This is a genomic window from Shewanella sp. UCD-KL12 (assembly GCF_001957125.1).
Taxonomy (GTDB): domain Bacteria; phylum Pseudomonadota; class Gammaproteobacteria; order Enterobacterales; family Shewanellaceae; genus Shewanella.
Map to the genome: position 1 here is coordinate 197,341 of NZ_MPHJ01000006.1, position 19,623 is coordinate 216,963.

Annotated in this window: 15 protein-coding genes; 2 read left to right on the forward strand and 13 right to left on the reverse strand. The window is 43.3% G+C overall.

Annotated elements, in window-relative coordinates:
• Positions 1-130 precede the first annotated feature (130 nt).
• The 4 genes from glmM to rlmE form a co-directional block, all read right to left on the reverse strand.
• Positions 131-1,462 (reverse strand): phosphoglucosamine mutase, encoded by a 1,332-nt coding sequence (gene glmM / locus BM736_RS13020; protein WP_076412813.1) that lies wholly within the window; start codon positions 1,460-1,462, stop codon positions 131-133.
• Positions 1,463-1,610: 148 nt separating this feature from the next.
• A complete protein-coding gene (gene folP, locus BM736_RS13025; protein ID WP_076412816.1) occupies positions 1,611-2,456 on the reverse strand; it encodes a dihydropteroate synthase in 846 nt (281 codons plus the stop codon).
• Positions 2,457-2,546: 90 nt separating this feature from the next.
• Positions 2,547-4,514, reverse strand: coding sequence for an ATP-dependent zinc metalloprotease FtsH (gene ftsH / locus BM736_RS13030; protein ID WP_143562391.1), 1,968 nt, complete (start codon positions 4,512-4,514; stop codon positions 2,547-2,549).
• Positions 4,515-4,560: 46 nt separating this feature from the next.
• On the reverse strand, positions 4,561-5,190 hold the full coding sequence (gene rlmE, locus BM736_RS13035; protein ID WP_076412822.1) for a 23S rRNA (uridine(2552)-2'-O)-methyltransferase RlmE: 630 nt from the start codon (positions 5,188-5,190) through the stop codon (positions 4,561-4,563).
• Between the two features lie 91 nt (positions 5,191-5,281).
• On the opposite strand from rlmE, the gene yhbY reads away from it, so the two are divergent.
• Positions 5,282-5,581 carry a ribosome assembly RNA-binding protein YhbY gene (gene yhbY, locus BM736_RS13040; RefSeq protein ID WP_076412826.1) on the forward strand — a complete coding sequence of 100 codons (300 nt, stop codon included), beginning with the start codon at positions 5,282-5,284 and terminating at the stop codon, positions 5,579-5,581.
• A 111-nt stretch (positions 5,582-5,692) separates the two neighbouring features.
• On the opposite strand, the gene secF is transcribed toward yhbY, so the two are convergent.
• The 4 genes from secF to greA form a co-directional block, all read right to left on the reverse strand.
• The gene (secF, locus tag BM736_RS13045) at positions 5,693-6,607 is read right to left on the reverse strand and encodes a protein translocase subunit SecF (protein WP_076413041.1); all 915 of its coding nucleotides are present in this window, start codon (positions 6,605-6,607) and stop codon (positions 5,693-5,695) included.
• A gap of 16 nt (positions 6,608-6,623) precedes the next feature.
• The gene (gene secD / locus BM736_RS13050; protein WP_076412829.1) at positions 6,624-8,438 is read right to left on the reverse strand and encodes a protein translocase subunit SecD; all 1,815 of its coding nucleotides are present in this window, start codon (positions 8,436-8,438) and stop codon (positions 6,624-6,626) included.
• 146 nt (positions 8,439-8,584) lie between these two features.
• On the reverse strand, positions 8,585-9,064 hold the full coding sequence (locus tag BM736_RS13055; RefSeq protein ID WP_076412832.1) for a hypothetical protein: 480 nt from the start codon (positions 9,062-9,064) through the stop codon (positions 8,585-8,587).
• Positions 9,065-9,316: 252 nt separating this feature from the next.
• Positions 9,317-9,793, reverse strand: coding sequence for a transcription elongation factor GreA (gene greA, locus BM736_RS13060; protein ID WP_076412835.1), 477 nt, complete (start codon positions 9,791-9,793; stop codon positions 9,317-9,319).
• Between the two features lie 382 nt (positions 9,794-10,175).
• On the opposite strand from greA, the gene BM736_RS13065 reads away from it, so the two are divergent.
• A complete protein-coding gene (locus tag BM736_RS13065; RefSeq protein WP_256717845.1) occupies positions 10,176-10,829 on the forward strand; it encodes a TorF family putative porin in 654 nt (217 codons plus the stop codon).
• A 61-nt stretch (positions 10,830-10,890) separates the two neighbouring features.
• On the opposite strand, the gene BM736_RS13070 is transcribed toward BM736_RS13065, so the two are convergent.
• The 5 genes from BM736_RS13070 to BM736_RS13090 all read right to left on the reverse strand — a co-directional run bounded on the left by BM736_RS13070 (position 10,891) and on the right by BM736_RS13090 (position 19,570).
• Entirely contained in the window at positions 10,891-13,209 is a 2,319-nt protein-coding gene (locus tag BM736_RS13070; protein WP_076412842.1) for a methyl-accepting chemotaxis protein, read from the reverse strand.
• A gap of 133 nt (positions 13,210-13,342) precedes the next feature.
• Positions 13,343-16,561, reverse strand: coding sequence for a carbamoyl-phosphate synthase large subunit (gene carB, locus BM736_RS13075; protein WP_076412845.1), 3,219 nt, complete (start codon positions 16,559-16,561; stop codon positions 13,343-13,345).
• An 18-nt stretch (positions 16,562-16,579) separates the two neighbouring features.
• Positions 16,580-17,734, reverse strand: a complete 1,155-nt coding sequence (gene carA / locus BM736_RS13080) for a glutamine-hydrolyzing carbamoyl-phosphate synthase small subunit (RefSeq protein ID WP_143562396.1) — start codon at positions 17,732-17,734, stop codon at positions 16,580-16,582.
• 268 nt (positions 17,735-18,002) lie between these two features.
• The gene (gene dapB, locus BM736_RS13085) at positions 18,003-18,815 is read right to left on the reverse strand and encodes a 4-hydroxy-tetrahydrodipicolinate reductase (RefSeq protein ID WP_076412848.1); all 813 of its coding nucleotides are present in this window, start codon (positions 18,813-18,815) and stop codon (positions 18,003-18,005) included.
• 137 nt (positions 18,816-18,952) lie between these two features.
• Positions 18,953-19,570 carry an FKBP-type peptidyl-prolyl cis-trans isomerase gene (locus BM736_RS13090; RefSeq protein ID WP_076412850.1) on the reverse strand — a complete coding sequence of 206 codons (618 nt, stop codon included), beginning with the start codon at positions 19,568-19,570 and terminating at the stop codon, positions 18,953-18,955.
• Positions 19,571-19,623: the final 53 nt, after the last annotated feature.

Here is a 19,623-nt window from a genome sequence, read left to right on the forward strand (position 1 = left end):
CGCTAATTTTCTAGATTAATGGTCGAAGCGATGTTTTTTCAATCGCATCGACCTATTAATTAATCAAAAAGAACTTAAATGAATCGAATTTATCGCCCAATACCTTTAAGCAATAAACTTAAAGCGCAATTTAAACAAGATTTCTGACTTTGTCAGCAATGTAATTTGCATGTTCAAGTACTTCAGCTTCAACATCACCTTCTACCATCACTCGGATCAATGGTTCAGTGCCAGATTTGCGCAGTAAAACTCGGCCGCGCTCACCCATTTTAGCCTCGACTTCACTTTGAGCTGCAAGCACCTCTTCTGACTCTAATGGGTTATGCTCTCCTTCAAAGCGAACATTGACCAACACCTGAGGTAACATCTTAATATTCTCAGTTAACTCGTCGAGTGTGGCATTGTGTCTTCGCATTGCTGCTAGCACTAAAATGCCAGCCACGATACCGTCACCTGTTGTGCCATGGTCCAAATTCAAGATATGCCCTGAATTTTCACCACCTATGCGCCAACTATTCTCTTTTAATAGCTCCATGACATACCTGTCACCCACTTTAGAACGTAGGAATGGGATCTCAAGGTCTTTCAGTGCGAGCTCTAAACCTAAGTTAGACATCAAGGTACCAACGACGCCACCTTTTAATACGCCTCGAGTTTTAGCATCAAAAGCTAGAATATAGAGGATCTCATCACCATCAATGACTCGCCCATGGCGATTGACCATCATGATACGATCGCCATCACCATCTAATGCAATACCTAGATCAGCACCTTCGGATATGACTGTTTTACGGATTTTAGCCATCGATGTAGCACCGACTTCATGGTTGATATTAAGACCATCAGGCTTATCACCAATCGCTATCACTTCAGCGCCTAATTCACGAAACACGTTAGGTGCAATGTGGTAAGTCGCACCGTGGGCACAATCAACGACAATTTTAAGGCCGTGAAGCGTCTGATCTGCAGGAAAGTTACCTTTGCAGTACTCAATATAACGCCCCGGTGCATCATCGATACGTGACACCTTGCCTAATAAGTGTGATTCAACACAAGTGAGGGGCTTATCAAGCTCCTGCTCTATGGCTAGCTCAATCTCATCATCGAGTTTGCTGCCATCTGTTGAGAAAAACTTAATGCCATTATCATAATATGGGTTATGGGAAGCACTGATGACCACGCCGGCCTCAGCTCTAAATGTACGAGTCAGATACGCAACTGCAGGTGTAGGCATTGGCCCCATCAACATCACATTAAGCCCTGCAGCAGATAAGCCCGCTTCCATGGCCGACTCAAACAAATAACCTGAAATACGCGTGTCTTTACCAATAATCACTTTCTTGGTACCTGAACGAGATAACACCCGCCCAGCAGCCCAACCAAGCTTTAATGCTAACTCAGGTGTCATCTTGCCCGCACCGACTTTGCCACGAATACCATCTGTTCCGAAGAATTTTCTCACTCTACAACCCCATCAACTTTCTAAATTTTGATATCTTCATTTTTTGAGTTTACAACTCTTTATCATGACTGAAGCTGAATAAGCTTACTGTTTCGCCATGACCCATATGGAAGATCTGTTTTAACTGTGTGCTTAACTTAACTAGCAACTAAATACTAAGCTGCTGATATCTTTCTGTAGCATCCATAACTTTTAAGATATCTACAGTTTCAGGTACATCATGTACCCTTAATATATTTGCACCTCCTTGAGCTGCTAGCATAGCACCAGCGAGACTACCAGCTAACCTCTGCTGTGGTTGTCTATTTAGCAGGTTGCCCATCATGGACTTCCTTGACAAGCCTATTAGCAAGGGCAGTTCAAGTACCTTAAACTCGCTCAAGCGGTTAAGTAATTCGTAATTATCAGTCAGTGTTTTACCGAAGCCAAAGCCAGGATCGAGTATCAAATGCTTAGCATCGATGCCGCCTTCAATACACGCGGCAATTCTAAGCCTAAAAAAGGCGATAATATCTTCGACAACATCTTTATAAGTGGGGGCATTCTGCATGGTTCTTGGCTGCCCCTGCATATGCATTAAACAAACTGGCACATCAAGTAATGCAGCCATCTCGATGGCGCCCGGAGCTTGCAGAGCACGTACATCATTAATCAGATGAGCACCGGTTTTTATGGCTTGCTCCATCACTTCAGGCTTGCTGGTATCGATAGATATTAAAACATCAAGGTTTTTTGATACGTAATCAATCAAAGGTAAAACACGATTAAGCTCTTCATCTAACACTACATCAGCTGCGCCTGGCCGGGTTGACTCTCCGCCGATATCAATGATCTTGGCGCCTTGCGCGACCATGTGGTCTGCATGTTTACAAGCCATATCAAACGCTGCGAACTCACCACCATCTGAGAACGAGTCTGGAGTCACGTTTAAAATCCCCATCACAGTGGCATTATCAACAATGAGTGTTCGCTTACCGCTTTTTAGTTGAAACACAGAAACTCCATTTTACTCAAATGTGTATTTAGCCAAACACTGAAAACAAGAAAACCCCTTAACGGGGTTTTCTTCATTCAAACATATTGGTTACTTAGCTGTAGACTCATCAGCATCTTTGATGTCAGTGGTTTCTGACTCTTCAGAGACTTGCTCTATATCATCAGAGCTTGCTTCTGCCTTCTTTGAATCACCTTTATCACCATTACTCGAACCGTTATCATCCATATCCCAATCAGCAGGAGCACGAACTTCACGTCGTTCCATCAGATCATCTATCTGATTAGCATCGATAGTCTCATACTTCATCAAGGCATCTTTCATCGCGTGAAGGATATCCATGTTGTCATTGAGGAATGTTTGCGCACGGTCATAGTTGTTATCGATAAGCGTTTTAACTTCTGCATCGATAATACTGGCAGTCTCATCAGACATATGCTGAGTCTTACCCATGCTACGGCCTAAGAATACTTCATTCTCATCTTCAGCATAAAGCACCGGACCTAGCTTTTCAGAGAAGCCCCACTGGGTCACCATATTACGGGCGATTGACGTTGCGTATTTAATATCTTGAGATGCACCTGTCGATACACGCTCACTACCGTAGATAATCTCTTCAGCAAGACGTCCACCATAAGCCACTGAGATTTGACTCTCAAGCTTACGTCGACTCTGACTAATAGCATCAGCTTCCGGTAAAAAGAACGTCACACCTAATGCACGACCACGAGGGATAATGGTCACCTTATGCACTGGATCGTGCTCAGGGACTAAACAACCAACGATAGCATGGCCCGCTTCATGGTAAGCAGTCATCTCTTTATCTTCTTCAGACATCACCATAGTGCGACGCTCAGCGCCCATCATGATCTTGTCTTTAGCACTCTCGAACTCTTCCATGCCAACTATACGTCGACTACCGCGAGCAGCAAACAGTGCCGCTTCGTTAACTAGGTTAGCGAGATCTGCACCAGAAAAACCTGGGGTACCACGCGCAATCACACTCGCTTTAACGTCATCGGCTAAAGGTACTTTACGCATGTGAACTTTTAGGATCTGTTCACGACCACGAACATCAGGTAATCCAACGACCACCTGACGGTCAAAACGACCAGGACGAAGCAGTGCAGCATCAAGTACATCTGGTCTGTTGGTCGCAGCAATCACGATAACGCCTTCGTTACCTTCAAAACCATCCATCTCAACCAGCATTTGGTTAAGTGTTTGCTCACGCTCATCATGGCCACCACCAACACCGGCACCACGTTGGCGACCTACGGCATCAATCTCATCGATGAAGATAATACAAGGAGCGGACTTCTTAGCTTGCTCAAACATGTCACGTACACGAGAGGCACCAACACCGACAAACATCTCAACAAAATCTGAACCTGAAATAGTAAAGAATGGTACTTTTGCTTCACCAGCAATCGCTTTAGCAAGCAAGGTTTTACCCGTTCCTGGAGGGCCAACAAGAAGCACACCAGTAGGTATACGACCACCTAGTTTTTGGAACTTTGTAGGCTCCTTAAGGTAATCTACCAGCTCTTTAACGTCTTCTTTTGCTTCATCACAGCCAGCAACATCAGTAAATGTTGTTTTGATCTGGTCTTCACTCATCAATTTGGCTTTACTTTTACCAAATGACATAGCGCCTTTACCGCCACCACCTTGCATCTGACGCATGAAGAATATCCACACACCGATAAGCAGTAACATTGGGAACCAAGAGATAAATATCTGCGTTAAGAAGCCTGACTCTTCCGCTTCTTCACCTTTCATACTTATCCCTTTACGGTCAAGATCGTTGATTAGATCTTGATCATACAGAGGCATGATTGTTGTGAACTTTTCTCCAGTACGTTTAGTACCTTCAATAGTACGCAGATCGCTTTTCACCACAACAGTGTTGACCTGTCCACTACGAACGTCATCTAAGAACGCGGAATAATCCATCTTCGACGCTGTGGAAGAAGAGGGGGAATAGCCCTGAAATACCGACATCAGCACAACGGCGATGACTACCCAGAGAATTAAATTTTTTGCCATATCACTCAAAATTACTAGACCTCATACAGTCTTGCGATAACTGACGATTAGAGTACTACAACTTGTACCCTGTCGCCACAAGATAGACTTCTCGCGAACGAGCCCGCGAAGAGTCTGGCTTTCGTGTTTTAACCGTTTTAAACGCTTCTCTCACCGATTTCATGTACTCTTCAAACCCTTCCCCCTGAAAGACTTTGACAGCAAAACAACCATTAGGTGCCAAAACTTGATGGCACATATCTAACGCGAGTTCGACTAAATACATTGCGCGAGGTTGATCAACGCCACCTGAACCACTCATATTAGGTGCCATATCCGATAATACAACATCGACTTTAGCATCACCTACACGAGTCAGTAGTGCGTCGAGCACTTTTTCCTCTCGAAAATCTCCTTGAAGAAAGTCTACACCAACTATTGGGTCCATTGGTAAAATATCACATGCGATAACTTTACCAGACTCTCCAGCTAGTTTAACTGCAACCTGAGACCAACCTCCAGGTGCAGCACCTAAATCAACCACTGTCATACCGGGTCGAATTAACTTATCTTTCTCTTGAAGTTCCTCCATTTTAAATGCAGCGCGAGAACGAAATCCTCGTTTCTGAGCCAATTTGACATAGTGATCGTCAAAATGTTCCTGCATCCAACGGTTGGAACTTGCTGTTCTTTTTTTACCTGACATTCAAAATCCGCAACAAATGAGAGTTACATAATGCATATATAAGGGTAGAATAGCGGCTTTTCAACAGTAACTCAGCATAAAGTTGGTATAAATGAACTTAACAACCAAACAAAAACAGCACTTAAAAGGCTTAGCGCACAATTTAAAGCCAGTAGTGATGCTTGGTGCCAATGGCCTGACTGAAGGTGTACTGGCGGAAATAGATAATGCACTCACATTTCACGAACTGATCAAAGTGAAGGTTGCTTCTGGTGACAGAGAACTTAAAAATGCAATCGTTGACGCTATCCTTCGTGAAACTCAAGCTGTAAAAATACAGCTAATTGGTCATGTTTTAGTACTATTCCGTCAATCAGAAGAGATGAAAATAGCGATACCAAAAGCTAAGTAATCAATTTTGAACGGCCATTTCTATTTGACCTCAAAGTAAAATAGAAAAAACCTTTATTAAAAGCGGAGCCACTGATATCAGTGGCTCCGCTTTTTTATGCCTTAAATTGAGTTACGGCGTATCAGATATCGGAATGACCTTGTAGTGCTCCGCATTGACACCAAATAGCTCTGGTAAGCATGTCCCCACAGAGATTGAGGACCAAGTACCGGTCAAAATGCCAATAAACATCGCAATGGAAAAGCTCTCTAGTGGCCCCCCCCCCATAACCCATAAAGCACTAACCGTCATTAACGTAGTACCACTTGTCACCATAGTTCGCGAAAAGGTTGCTTTAACAGCTCGAGTACAAATATCGTCGATAGCCATTTTAGGCTTTAGTGTTAGTAGCTCTCTGATCCTATCCGCGATAATAATTGAATCATTGAGTGAATAGCCTAAAATCGCCAAAACTGCCGCAAGAACAGTCAAGTTAACCTCCATCTGTGTTAACGAAAAAAAGGCTAAAACAAAAACAACATCATGAATCAATGCAAACAGGGCACCACTCGCCAAGCGCCACTCGAAGCGAAAGCTCAGATAACCTAAGATACATAACATAGCGACTAAAAGTGCAAGCCCGCCCTGCTCCGCAAGTTCCTGACCGATTTGAGGGCCTACGATGCTCGTATTAAGCACTTCAATATCGCTATTTAAAGGGAACAGAACTTGCTTAACATCCAATACGCTAGCATCCACATCTTGCACTTTTTCAGGTTCGCTATACCTTAATACCCACCGCCCTGGCTCGCCTGCAGAGATAACGCTCACCTCTTGATGTGATGCATTCCCGAGTAAATTTTGAATCTGGGCAGGCTTAATATTTTTATCGATCCGTATCTCACTAACAACCCCACCAGTAAAGTCTAGCCCCCAATTAAAACCATTAATTGTGATAGTCGTTATCGAGATAACCATTAAAACAATAGAGATGACGCTCGATATATAACGACCTTGAGTCACTCTATCCACAGGAAAGTTTTTCATATTAAATAATGTCATCTTACACCTTCACTTCACGATTAAAGTCACGTCCATATACCAAGTTGATAATTGCTCTTGAAGCAAAAATCCCTGTAAACATACTCGTTAAAAGGCCTAAACCTAAGGTCAATGCGAAACCTTGAATAGGACCGTTACCAATTGAGTAGAGCACTACAGCGGTTATCATGGTGGTGAAGTTAGCATCAAAAATTGTGGAGACAGCACTATCAAAACCTCTGTCAATAGCGTGGGCAAAGCCCCTTCCCTCCTTCAATTTATCTTTTATTCGTTCAAAAATGAGTACATTGGTATCGACTGCCATTCCTACGGTAAGCACTAAACCAGCAATGCCAGGTAAAGTCAGTACAGCACCTGGGATTAATGCTAACAAGCCAAACAAGATCACCATGTTGGCAATTAGCGCAATATTAGCCACCCAGCCAAGACGCCTATACCAGAGTCCCATAAAGAGCAGCGTCATCGACATGCCTAAAGCTAAAGCTGAATAACCATTACTGATATTTTCAGCCCCCAAACTTGGCCCGATAGTCCGCTCCTCAACAATCGTCACAGGTGCCGTCATTGACCCAGCGCGAAGAAGTAATGCCAATTGCTGAGCCTCGGCATAATTCCCTGAGCCGGTAATGCTGAAGCGATCGCCTAATTGCGATTGAATCGTAGCAACGCTTATCACCTCTGTTGTTTGCTGTACTTTCCCATCTGAGTCTCGAATATACTCACTGTATGAGGTCGCCATAGGCTGGCCAATATTATCGCGAGAAAAGTCCGACATAAGCCTTCCTCCCTCTCTATCGAGATGAATAACGACTTCAGGTAGCCCCATTTCACCTAACCCAGCTCTAGCATCGACAATATGCTCCCCTCCAAGTACAGGTCTTCTCGCTACGTATACCGGTGAATCAGATGGACCCTTGAGTATTTTCGAATTCACAGAGCCAGATGGCTTAACCTCATAAAATGCTAAGCTAGCCGTCGCTCCTATAACATTTTTGGCCAATGCAGGGTCTTGTACACCGGGCAGCTCTATACGAATTCTATGCTCTCCTTGCCTTTGAACTAACGCCTCAGTGATCCCAAGCTCCTCTATGCGGCTACGCATTATCTGTAGATTCTGTTTCACGGTAAGGTCGCGGATTTTAGATTTTTCCTCCGCTTTCATAGCCACGATTAATGAACTGCTATCTCTGTTTGTAACCTGCCAAATTGGTGAGCTAGTTACAATGTACTGCCTAAATGCAGAGGCTTGTGCTGAGTCTGAAAAGACGACTGTCACATTGTCTTCGCTATCCTGACGAACGCTAACTCCCCTCACTCCAATCTCTTTAGCGTATTGCCTAACAGACTCAATTAATGCATCTCGCTGCAGTTGGTATACAGGCTCAATCTCAACATCAAGTAAAAACTGCACACCACCACGCAGATCTAAGCCAAGCTTAATCGGGCTAAAACCCATAGATAGCAACCAATCAGGCGCTGCAGGCGATAATGACAAAGTCAGCTTTGACTCATCATTAAGGTTTTCTAGCAGCAGGGCTTTAGCTTGGTTTTGTTGGTTCTCTTGATTGAGCACAACTAACGTCTTACCGTTACTTTGCTCAAGTCTTTTTACTTCTATCCCCTCTTCGACTAACACTTGCTGAAGTTTTTGGGCGGAGATGTTCAAGCCCGCATCGGCGCCAATTTGAATGGCGGCATCCTCACCATAAAGGGTAGGTAGCGCACTGAATGCCATGACAATTAACGTCACTATAAGGACGATATACTTCCAGGCAGAATAATGGTTTAACAGCTTATTTTTCGGCTTTGTTCTCATAAATAACTCTACTTTCAAATGCTAAATAGCTTTCTTTTAGCCGCAGATAGCTGCAGGCCATATCACTCATATCTAAGATGAGTATCTGAAAAAAGAAAGGGAAATTGACCAGTAATACTGGCGCTATACCGATTGGTATAAACTAGCTAAGCAGAGCGGGTTTGAGAAAAACGATATTGAAGGTTGGAGTCTTTCCATCCGGAGAGCCGAATAGAGTTTTTATTTAACTGAAGAGCCCAATCAAGTGAGCATGCGAAGTCAATGCGATAACCTATGGTTAATGAAGGTACCGGAGGCGAGAAAAATTCATGGGCCAGTAGATAAACAGGTTTGCTACTTATAGGATCATGTTGAGCAAAATTGACTAAGCGTTGAGATACTAATGGAACATACTCAGAGCTGTCGCCATCTTGTCCGTGAGCGTGATTGTGCCCAGGTAGTTGCTTTAACTGCAGTAGTTTGGTGCTTGAAGGAGATGCTGAACTATCTAGGTGCACTTGTTCAACAGCTGAAACTTGCTCATTCAGATTGACACTTAAGTTATCAGCAAGGCTCGCAGACACCGGAGATAGAAACATTCCCCCAATGAATAACAATAGTAAGCCTAAACGTAAGTAAATATACACTAACAACCTTTCAATGAATGAAGCATTTGCAGATACAACTTGTCTAGCCTAAGAAAGCTAGTAGTAAAACAGCATAAAGGGAGTTTATCGCTAATACAAATTAAATTTTGGTTATGTATTGCCATTAATTCACTTCAGATGGGCCCGCTCGTCAATCCCCACTTTCTCAAGTAGATGATTTGGGGCAGGACAGTGCCTTAAAAAATAAAAAACCGCTTCAAGGAGCGGTTTTTTCAGATATATTGATAATCTTTAAATATATTCAACTGCAATAATTTCGTACTCGGTGATGCCACCCGGAGTTTGAATATTCACTTCATCATCTAAGTTTTTGCCGACTAACCCACGTGCTATAGGTGAAGTTACAGAGATAAGATTCTCTTTGATATTCGCTTCATCTTCACCAACAATTCGGTAAGTCGCTTCTTCTTCAGTCTCAATATTCAAAATAGTCACTGTTGTACCAAAAATAATACGTCCCGTATTTTCCATCTTGGTTACATCAATAATCTGGGCGTTAGATAGTTTACCTTCAATATCCCGAACTCGCGCTTCACATAAACCTTGCTCTTCACGGGCAGCATGATATTCAGCATTTTCTTTCAAGTCGCCTAACTCACGTGCTGTGCCAATCGCTTCTGCAATCTTTGGGCGCTTTTCGAACTTCAGGTGATCTAACTCTGTACGTAGCTGCTCAGCACCGATAACGGTCATTGGAACCTTATTCATAATCCTCTTTCGTCTCCTTTAAAACAAAAGCAGTCTATGTCGGTTACAAGAACCAACACAGTAAAATTTATTTGGAATACCACATTCTATACTTTGATCGCTGCAGATGCTATCCCACAGTCTTGATATGCCTTTAGCTTCATGTTTTTCACTTTTATCCATGCATGCACTAAAACCACAATCAAAAGCCTAAAATGGTGACTCACCAATATAGTGCAAAACTATTTATCCTTAATTAGCAATACGTTAAATCTGCACTACACTTCAGTTGTTCAACCTAAGCTGTATTAATTTCAGACAAATATGTACTGGCATCAAATAATTGGCGCCAAGTTAAGCTTATAAACACAAATAAGCAGTAATTAGATAAAAGGGAATGAATATGAAACATCACATTGGATATGCAATAGCATTATGTTCAACGTTTACTATCGCACCTCCCGCAACCGCCACCGAAGGCTTGTCAGCTAATATAGGTGTAACTAATAACTATATTTGGCGTGGGGTTACACAAACGGACAATAATCCCGCAGTATCAGGCGGTATTGACTACGCGATGGAAAGCGGTCTCTACCTTGGTACATGGGCATCAAATATCGACTTTAATGATGATGCAACAACCGAAGTTGATCTTTATCTAGGCTTTGGTAATGAGGTTGGCGAGTTTAGTTATGACATAGGTTATGTCTACTATGGTTACCCAGATGGCGACGATCTAGATTTTGGTGAAGCTTATGCCTCAATTGGTTGGAGTGTTCTGTCAATTGGTATATCTACCACAGCCAACTCAGATTGGTCATCTGACTTTGGTGATGATATCTATGTTGAGGCCAATGTCACATTTGAAATATTAGGCGATGCGGAGCTAGGCCTTCATTTTGGTAGTTACGACTTTAACGACGGATTAGACTACCAAGATTACAATGTCAGTATCAGTAAGAGCGGTTTTAGCTTTTTAGTTAGCCAAGTAAGTGAAGATGAAATAGATGAAGATTATAAAGTAGTCATCTCCTATACCTATGAAATCGATCTTTAGGCAACTTTCCCAAGGAACACAAAAAGAGGCCATAGTTGGCCTCTTTTATTAGAAAGCCCCCTTAGAGCTTAAACTCACTCATTTTACCTTCAAGATCGTGTACCAACTGACTTAAGCTCTCAACATCATCTTTACTCAGCTCCGCTTTAGTCGATATTTTTTGTGAGGTATCTGCTATCTCTGTGATGTTCTCATTAATATCGCCTACTACAGCGCTCTGCTCCTCTGAAGCTGTTGCTATCTGCATGTTCATATCACTCAACTGCGATACAAGTGACACAACTTCGGCTAAAATTTTGCGATTATCTTCGCAAGCACCGATACTTGCGTTAGCCATCTCATTTGATGAGGTAACCATTTTTACAGTTGTCTCAGTTTCATGCTGCAAAGAGTTAATTTTTTCACGGATATCTTCAGTTGATTGTTGAGTACGTGAAGCGAGCGTTCTCACCTCATCGGCAACAACCGCAAAACCTCTTCCTTGCTCTCCAGCTCTTGCAGCTTCAATAGCAGCATTGAGTGCTAGCAAATTGGTCTGCTCGGCAATCGCTTGAATGACATCCAGCACCGATCCAATGGACTCACTCTCTTGCGCCAACTTTTCAATAGAACCAGAAGCCGATGCCATCTGGGTATTTAACTCTCCCATATCATGCTCTAAACGCTCTGCAACATGGGTCGTCTCTAAACACTTATCATTGGTTTCTCTTACTGAATCAGCAGCGCCTGCAGCATTACGTGCCACCTCTTGAATCGTGGCTAATAACTCATTTGTTGCAACGGCGACGCTATCTGCACTGTTAGACTGCTGTAAGGTTTGATCAGTAGTTTCACGAATGTTCTCCATCATTTTTCCTGTAGAATCAAGTAGCGTTGCAGCAAGCTCCTCAACGCTATTTAAAATTCCTTGTAACTCTTGAAGTAGCTGATTGAAGGAGTTAGCCAATGAAAATAACTCATCCTTACCTTGATAATCTATTCTCATAGTCAAATCTTTATTATCAGTCACCTTATTAACCTGAGTAATGAAATTATTAATCGGTGTAGAAATCCCCCTGCCTACCATAAAACCAGCAACCAAAGTTGCAGGGATTAGGATTAACATAATGACAGTGATCGTAATCCAAATAGCATTAAGCATATCTGTTTTATCTTGCATCGCCTCACTGACATCAATTTCACTAAGAATCGCCCACTTTACGCCCTTTATCTCAAGCGGGGCGAAAGCCGACAACACTTCAACATCTCTATAGTCAAGAATAGTCTTGATACCTGACTGGCCAGAATGCGCAGCACGCGAGCCCTCACTATCAACTTTTTGATAACCAATTGCAGAACCACTGGCCTCAATTTTATCAACCACCTTTGACTCCATGCCTGAAGCCCTTAATGCTTTGATATAACCCGCCTTATCATCATGTAAAAAGCGACTTTGACTACGAAGCAAGTGATCATTACCAACAAGGTAGGTTTCACCAGAGCTACCTAAACCTACTTTTGACCACTCTTGATCATAGGTCATCAAACTATTGATCTCATCGATCGGCATCTGGAATACAAGAATACCTAGTTTCTCACCTTCGCTAGTAAATACAGGCGATGAAATAAATGCTGCAGCGGCTTCGTATGAAGGATAATAAGGCTTGAAGTCAATCAGAAATGTTGCATTTTTATCGTTTGATTGATTAGCTTGACGAAAGGCTTCAGCAAGACCGGTATCTTTATAGGGCCCATCGAGTAAGGAGGTTGCATAATCCAACTCCTTAAACACTGAATAAACTACATAGCCCGTTTCAGGCTCAACCAAGAAAATGTCATAAAAGCCAAAAGCTTCCAAATACTGGTTAAAGTGGGGGTGATATTTTTTATGGGTTTTACTATAAGCCGTACCGTCGTTGGCGTACTCAAGTGAGTTTTTGCTGCCTAGCGGGTTAGGATTACCACTGATATAGGCATGCTGAATAGCTTTAGAGTTACGATTCAGCATTGAAAGCTTACTCGTTGAGCTCCCTACAGCTGACGGATTTTGATTACGGAACTCTTTATCAAACTGCTCAGTGTAATAACGTTTCAGCGCCGCATCATCTTTTGATTTGGATTGCTGGCTATATTCAAAAAACTCCTTCGGCCAATGCCGCATTACATCAATCACCATCTCATCATTAGATAGTGTCATAACCTCTTTCTCTATGGTTGAGAAATATCTTTCGACCTGAGATTTTTGAATCTCTCTAATAGCAACGAGCTGCTCAAAAGCCCTTTTCTCCAGTGCCGTTGAAGCAATCGAAGACGATTTCCAACCAACCAGCGACCCTGCTGCGAAAATTCCAATCCCTGATAATAACACTGAAGCCAACACTATTTTGCTGGAAATTTTCATGGCTATTTACCAACTAAACAAGATTAGTCTATAAAGTTTAGCCTAATTGTAAGAACTCGCTAACTAGCCGATCGGATTGAAATTACAGGCATAAAAAAAGCCGCTAATGCGGCCTTTTTCTCAAATCTACATGCTACTTAATTTTTTTATGTAGCTCTTGAACTGAAGTGACAGTCGTTCTGTCATCTGCAGCATGTGCCATACAAGTGGCAAATGCAGCGTTCAAGGTTGTAGTGTAATCAACCTTATATCTAAGTGCACCACGACGAAGTTGACGAGAGTCTTCAATCGCCTGACGCCCTTCAGTTGTGTTCACAATATAGGTGTACTCACCATTCTTGATACGGTCAAGAATATGTGGGCGACCTTCGTGAACCTTATTGACTAAGCGTGGATTAATACCGGCTTCGCCAAGAATAACTGCAGTGCCGTGTGTTGCATCAATCTCATAGCCCAAAGCAATAAGCTTTGATGCTAAATCAGCAACACGAGCTTTATCGCTGTTACGTACTGAAAGCAAGGCTCTACCTGACTTAGGTACAGCAGCTGTAGCGCCAAGTTGTGCCTTAGCATAAGCTTCGGCAAACGTGTCACCAACGCCCATAACTTCACCAGTTGAACGCATCTCAGGGCCGAGTAGTGGGTCAACACCTGGGAACTTGTTAAATGGCAGTACGACTTCTTTCACAGAGTAGAAAGGCGGAATAACTTCTTCAGTGAAGTTCTGCTCTTTCAAGCTTTGCCCAGCCATTACACGTGCAGCAACTTTAGCAAGTGGGATACCGGTAGCCTTAGAAACGAAAGGTACAGTACGCGCTGCGCGAGGGTTAACTTCGATCATATAGATCTCATCATCCTTCACCGCGAACTGAACATTCATAAGACCAACAACACCAAGCTCCATCGCCAGCTTACCAACTTCAACACGCATGCGATCTTGTACATCTTGGCTTAACGAATATGGAGGTAGTGAACAGCCAGAGTCACCTGAGTGAACACCCGCTTGTTCAATATGCTCCATGATTGAGCCGATAACGACAGTTTCGCCATCACATACGGCATCGATATCAATTTCAATCGCGTTATCAAGGAAACGGTCAAGCAACACTGGCGAAGAGTTCGATACGCTTACCGCTTCGTTGAAGTAACGACGCAAGTCAGCCTCATCGTAAACAATCTCCATCGCACGGCCACCGAGTACATAAGATGGGCGTACAACTAATGGGTAACCAATTCGCTCAGCAGAGATAACCGCACCTTCAACAGTAGTTACGGTATCGTTTTCTGGCTGCTTCATGCCAAGACGTACAATTGCTTGCTGGAAACGTTCTCTGTCTTCTGCACGGTCAATTGCATCTGGCGTAGTACCGATAATTGGTACACCTGCAGCTTCAAGGTCGCGTGCTAGCTTAAGGGGTGTTTGACCACCGTAGTGTACGATTACCCCTTTAGGGTTTTCGATACGCACAATTTCAAGCACGTCTTCAAGTGTCAGTGACTCAAAGTAAAGTCTGTCTGATGTATCGTAATCAGTCGACACTGTCTCCGGGTTACAGTTAACCATAATGGTTTCATAACCGTCTTCACGAAGCGCAAGCGCTGCATGAACACAACAGTAATCAAATTCAATACCTTGACCAATACGGTTAGGGCCACCACCTAAGATCATGATCTTGTCACGATTTGATGGATTAGCTTCACACTCTTCCTCATAGGTAGAGTACATATAAGCCGTATCTGTCGAGAACTCAGCTGCACAGGTATCAACACGCTTGTAAACTGGGTGTACTTCAAACTTTTGGCGAGCTCGACGAATCGATGACTCACTCACACCAAGGATATCGGCGATACGAATATCAGAGAAACCTTTGCGCTTAAGCTTCAGCAAGAACTCTTTATCTAAGCCTGACATGCCTGCGGTTTCGATCTGTTTCTCTAGTTGCAATAGATCTTCTAGCTGCACTAGGAACCAAGGGTCGATATTGGTCAAAGCAAAGATTTCATCGACTGAAAGACCGGCACGGAATGCATCAGCAATGTACCAAATTCTTTCAGCACCTGGCTCTTTTAACTCATGACGAATACGCGACATCGCGTCTGCATCTTCAAGATCAACAATTGGGTCTAAACCGTTCTTACCAACTTCAAGACCACGCAACGCTTTTTGCAAAGACTCTTGGAAAGTACGACCAATTGACATCACCTCACCAACAGACTTCATCTGCGTAGTTAGACGGTCATTTGCGCCAGCAAACTTCTCGAAATTAAAGCGTGGCATTTTAGTCACGACATAATCGATGGCAGGCTCGAATGATGCAGGCGTGTTACCACCAGTAATGTCATTCTTAAGCTCATCAAGGGTGAAGCCCACTGCAAGCTTGGCCGCAATTTTTGCAATTGGGAAGCCGGTAGCCTTAGAAGCTAGCGCTGAAGAGCGAGAAACACGTGGGTTCATCTCGATAATAACCATACGGCCATCTTTCGGGTTGATACCAAACTGTACGTTTGAACCACCCGTCTCAACACCAATTTCACGCAGTACTGCAAGCGATGCGTTACGCATCAACTGGTACTCTTTATCAGTCAGAGTCTGAGCTGGTGCGACTGTGATTGAATCACCCGTGTGCACACCCATAGGATCGAAGTTTTCAATAGCACAAACGATGATGCAATTATCATTGCGATCGCGTACCACTTCCATCTCGTACTCTTTCCAACCAATAAGTGACTCATCGATTAGCAGTTCGCTTGTCGGAGAAAGGTCCAGACCTAATGTACAGATCTCTTCAAACTCTTCACGGTTGTATGCGATACCGCCACCGCTACCACCCATAGTGAATGATGGACGAATAATACACGGGAAGCCGACTTCGGCCTGTACCGCATTAGCTTCTTCCATCGAATGGGCTATGCCAGCACGTGGACACTCAAGACCAATTGCTTTCATTGCCGTATCAAAGCGGCTGCGATCTTCAGCTTTATCAATTGCATCGGCGGTTGCGCCAATCATATCGACATTGAACTCTTTTAGAACACCTTTGCTCTCTAGGTCAAGGGCACAGTTAAGTGCTGTTTGACCACCCATAGTAGGCAGAATCGCATCAGGGCGCTCTTTAGCAATAATGTTGCGAACAACTTCCCAGTGAATTGGCTCGATATAGGTTGCATCGGCCATCTCAGGATCTGTCATAATTGTCGCTGGGTTTGAGTTAACAAGAATAACTCGGTAACCCTCTTCACGCAGTGCTTTACATGCTTGAGCACCAGAGTAATCGAACTCACATGCTTGACCGATAACAATCGGACCTGCACCCAGGATAAGAATACTTTTTATATCTGTACGTTTTGGCATCTCTTAAACTTCTCCTGACTACTTAGCGTTTTGACGATATAGCTCAATAAGTTCAATAAAGTGATTGAACAAAGGAGCAGCATCATGGGGGCCTGGGCTCGCTTCAGGGTGACCCTGGAAGCTAAATGCAGGCTTGTCAGTCAGGTGAATACCTTGCAATGAACCATCAAACAGTGACTTGTGGGTCACTTTAATGTTTGCTGGTAGGCTGGCTTCATCAGCAGCAAAACCGTGGTTTTGACTGGTGATCATCACATTACCTTGCTCGATATTGCTCACTGGGTGGTTAGCACCATGGTGACCAAACTTCATCTTAAGTGTCTTAGCACCAGACGCTAACGCAAGTAGCTGATGACCCAAGCAGATACCAAATACTGGAATATCAGTTTTCAGGATCTCTTGAATGGCTGCGATAGCATAATCACATGGCTCAGGGTCACCAGGGCCGTTTGAGAGGAAGATCCCATCAGGGTTCATAGCAAGTACTTCACTTGCAGGCGTCTGAGCAGGCACCACAGTGACATCACAACCACGGTCAACAAGCATACGAAGAATGTTACGCTTCACACCATAGTCATAGGCCACAACCTTGTATTTAAGCTCAGACTCTGGCTTATCTTCAGGTAGACCACCGACTAAACGCCAGCTACCGCTGCGCCACTGATATGACTTTTCAGTAGTGACTTCTTTGGCTAAATCCATGCCTTTTAAACCAGGAAACGCTTTAGCTTCAGCGAGTGCTTTTTCTGCATCATCACCGACTAAGATACATCCTGCTTGCGCGCCTTTTTCTCGTAGAATACGAGTCAACTTTCGCGTATCAATATCAGCAATACCAACAATATTGTTAGCTTGCAGATATTCACTCAGACCTTGCTGATTACGGAAGTTGCTAGCGATTAAAGGAAGATCTCTGATGATTAGTCCACATGCATGAACTGAATCTGATTCTGTATCTTCATCATTAGTACCTGTGTTACCAATGTGAGGATAAGTAAGTGTTACGATCTGGCGAGAGTAAGAAGGATCTGTAAGGATCTCTTGGTAACCTGTCATTGAAGTGTTAAAAACGACTTCACCAACAGCATGTCCATCGGCACCAATTGCTGTGCCAGAGAATACAGTTCCATCTTCGAGTACGAGTAAGGCAGACTTTGTCAACGCGACCTCCAAAAAAGAGCCAAGCCACTGAAATATAATGTTATTGTTTACTTTTAAAATACCAACTTTCGCTAAAATACGAAATTTTGACAAATTCGGTCAACTATATATGAGTTTCAGCACCCTGTCTACAAATTGTAAATTTAAATTTCAAAAAATAATTTTTCTCATCGCCTAAAGTTAATTAACTCATTAACACTTAGCACAGCTACAAACTGTTTAGGTTCTGGAAAATAGATCATAAAAAAACCGCCTAATTGGCGGTTTTAAAAAATAGCAATTACTTGAGGCCTAGAACCTGCTGCATATCATAGAGCCCTGGCTCCTGTACGGATAACCAAGCTGACGCCCTCATAGCACCATTAGCAAAGGTCATACGACTCGATGCTTTATGGGTGATCTCTAAACGCTCGCCAATATCAGCAAACATCGCTGTGTGTTCACCCACTAAATCACCTGCACGTATGGTAGAAAAACCTATCGTCTCACGATCACGTTCACCAGTGATCCCTTCACGACCATATACAGCACATTTATTAAGATCACGGCCTAAAGTTTCAGCAATCACTTCACCCATCTTAAGCGCAGTACCTGAAGGCGCATCTTTCTTATATCTGTGGTGCCCTTCGATGATCTCAATGTCAGTATAATCACCCATCACCTCAGCAGCGACTTCTAGTAATTTCCACATTAAGTTAACACCGACAGCCATGTTAGGCGCCATCACGATTGGCGTCTTTTCAGCATAAGCTAAAATCTGCTCTTTCTGCTCTGCATTGAAACCAGTAGTACCAATGACAATCGCTTTGCCGTTGTCAGCACACCATTTGGCATGAGCAACGCTTGCTTCTGGAGAAGTGAAGTCGATAAGTACATCAAAAGCGTCAACAGCATTATCTAAAGAGTCTGTGATCGGAACATTCATAGAGCCAACACCTGCGAGCTCACCGGCATCAACACCGATTAATGTAGAACCAGCTCTTTCAATGGCCGCCCCTAAATAGATAACAGGTTGTTGTTTAGCTGCTTCAATAAGAGTTCGCCCCATACGTCCACTGCCGCCCGTAATAGCCACTCTTACTTGTTCACTCATCTTTGACTTCCTTAAAACTGATAAATTGGATCGCTAGAAATAGGGTTACTGTTTTTAGCTTGCAGCAATGACGCTTAAGCAGAACAGTTAATTCTGAGGATAAAAAAATGCCTAAGCATTAGCTTAGGCAATTTTCATTACAGAATATCGAGTAATTCGACTTCAAATACCAATGCCGAGTATGGAGGGATTGAAGCCCCTGCGCCACGCTCGCCATAAGCTAAGTGATGAGGAACATAAAGCTTCCACTTAGAACCAACAGGCATTAGCTGTAGTGCTTCTGTCCAGCCAGCAATAACACCTGAAACTGGGAACTCAGCAGGTTGATCACGTGCAACAGAGCTATCGAATACATCACCGCTGATGAAAGTACCGTGGTAGTGAGTACGAACAGTCGCTTCAAGGCTTGGTGTTTCACCAGTACCTTCATTTAGGATTTCGTATTGTAGACCAGACTCTAGAGTCACAACGCCATCACGCTTAGCATTTTCACCTAGGAAAGTTTCGCCTTCAGCAGATGCGGCTTCAGCAGCAGCTTCCTGTACTTTCTGAATACGCTGACTGATCTCAGTAAATGCAACTTGAAGATCTTGCATAGCAACTTGGCTTTCTTTGCCGTCGAATGCATCAGATAGACCAAGCTGTACAGCTGAAATATCGATACCTTCAAATGAGTTTGCAGCTAGTTGCTCGCCAAGTTGACGACCTACGCCGTAACTTGCTTGCTCTTCAATAGTAGTGAACTTGTCAGACATAATGATTCTACTCTCAGTGATTCAATTAATTTTCGCGCGCTAGTTTACCATAG

Excerpts from the sequence above, each read along its gene's own strand:
- rlmE (WP_076412822.1), bottom strand. The coding sequence starts at position 5,190 with ATGTCAGGTAAAAAAAGAACAGCAAGTTCCAACCGTTGGATGCAGGAA.
- yhbY (WP_076412826.1), top strand. The coding sequence starts at position 5,282 with ATGAACTTAACAACCAAACAAAAACAGCACTTAAAAGGCTTAGCGCAC.
- secF (WP_076413041.1), bottom strand. The coding sequence starts at position 6,607 with ATGAAAAACTTTCCTGTGGATAGAGTGACTCAAGGTCGTTATATATCG.
- secD (WP_076412829.1), bottom strand. The coding sequence starts at position 8,438 with ATGAGAACAAAGCCGAAAAATAAGCTGTTAAACCATTATTCTGCCTGG.
- greA (WP_076412835.1), bottom strand. The coding sequence starts at position 9,793 with ATGAATAAGGTTCCAATGACCGTTATCGGTGCTGAGCAGCTACGTACA.
- BM736_RS13065 (WP_256717845.1), top strand. The coding sequence starts at position 10,176 with ATGAAACATCACATTGGATATGCAATAGCATTATGTTCAACGTTTACT.
- BM736_RS13070 (WP_076412842.1), bottom strand. The coding sequence starts at position 13,209 with ATGAAAATTTCCAGCAAAATAGTGTTGGCTTCAGTGTTATTATCAGGG.
- carB (WP_076412845.1), bottom strand. The coding sequence starts at position 16,561 with ATGCCAAAACGTACAGATATAAAAAGTATTCTTATCCTGGGTGCAGGT.
- dapB (WP_076412848.1), bottom strand. The coding sequence starts at position 18,815 with ATGAGTGAACAAGTAAGAGTGGCTATTACGGGCGGCAGTGGACGTATG.
- BM736_RS13090 (WP_076412850.1), bottom strand. The coding sequence starts at position 19,570 with ATGTCTGACAAGTTCACTACTATTGAAGAGCAAGCAAGTTACGGCGTA.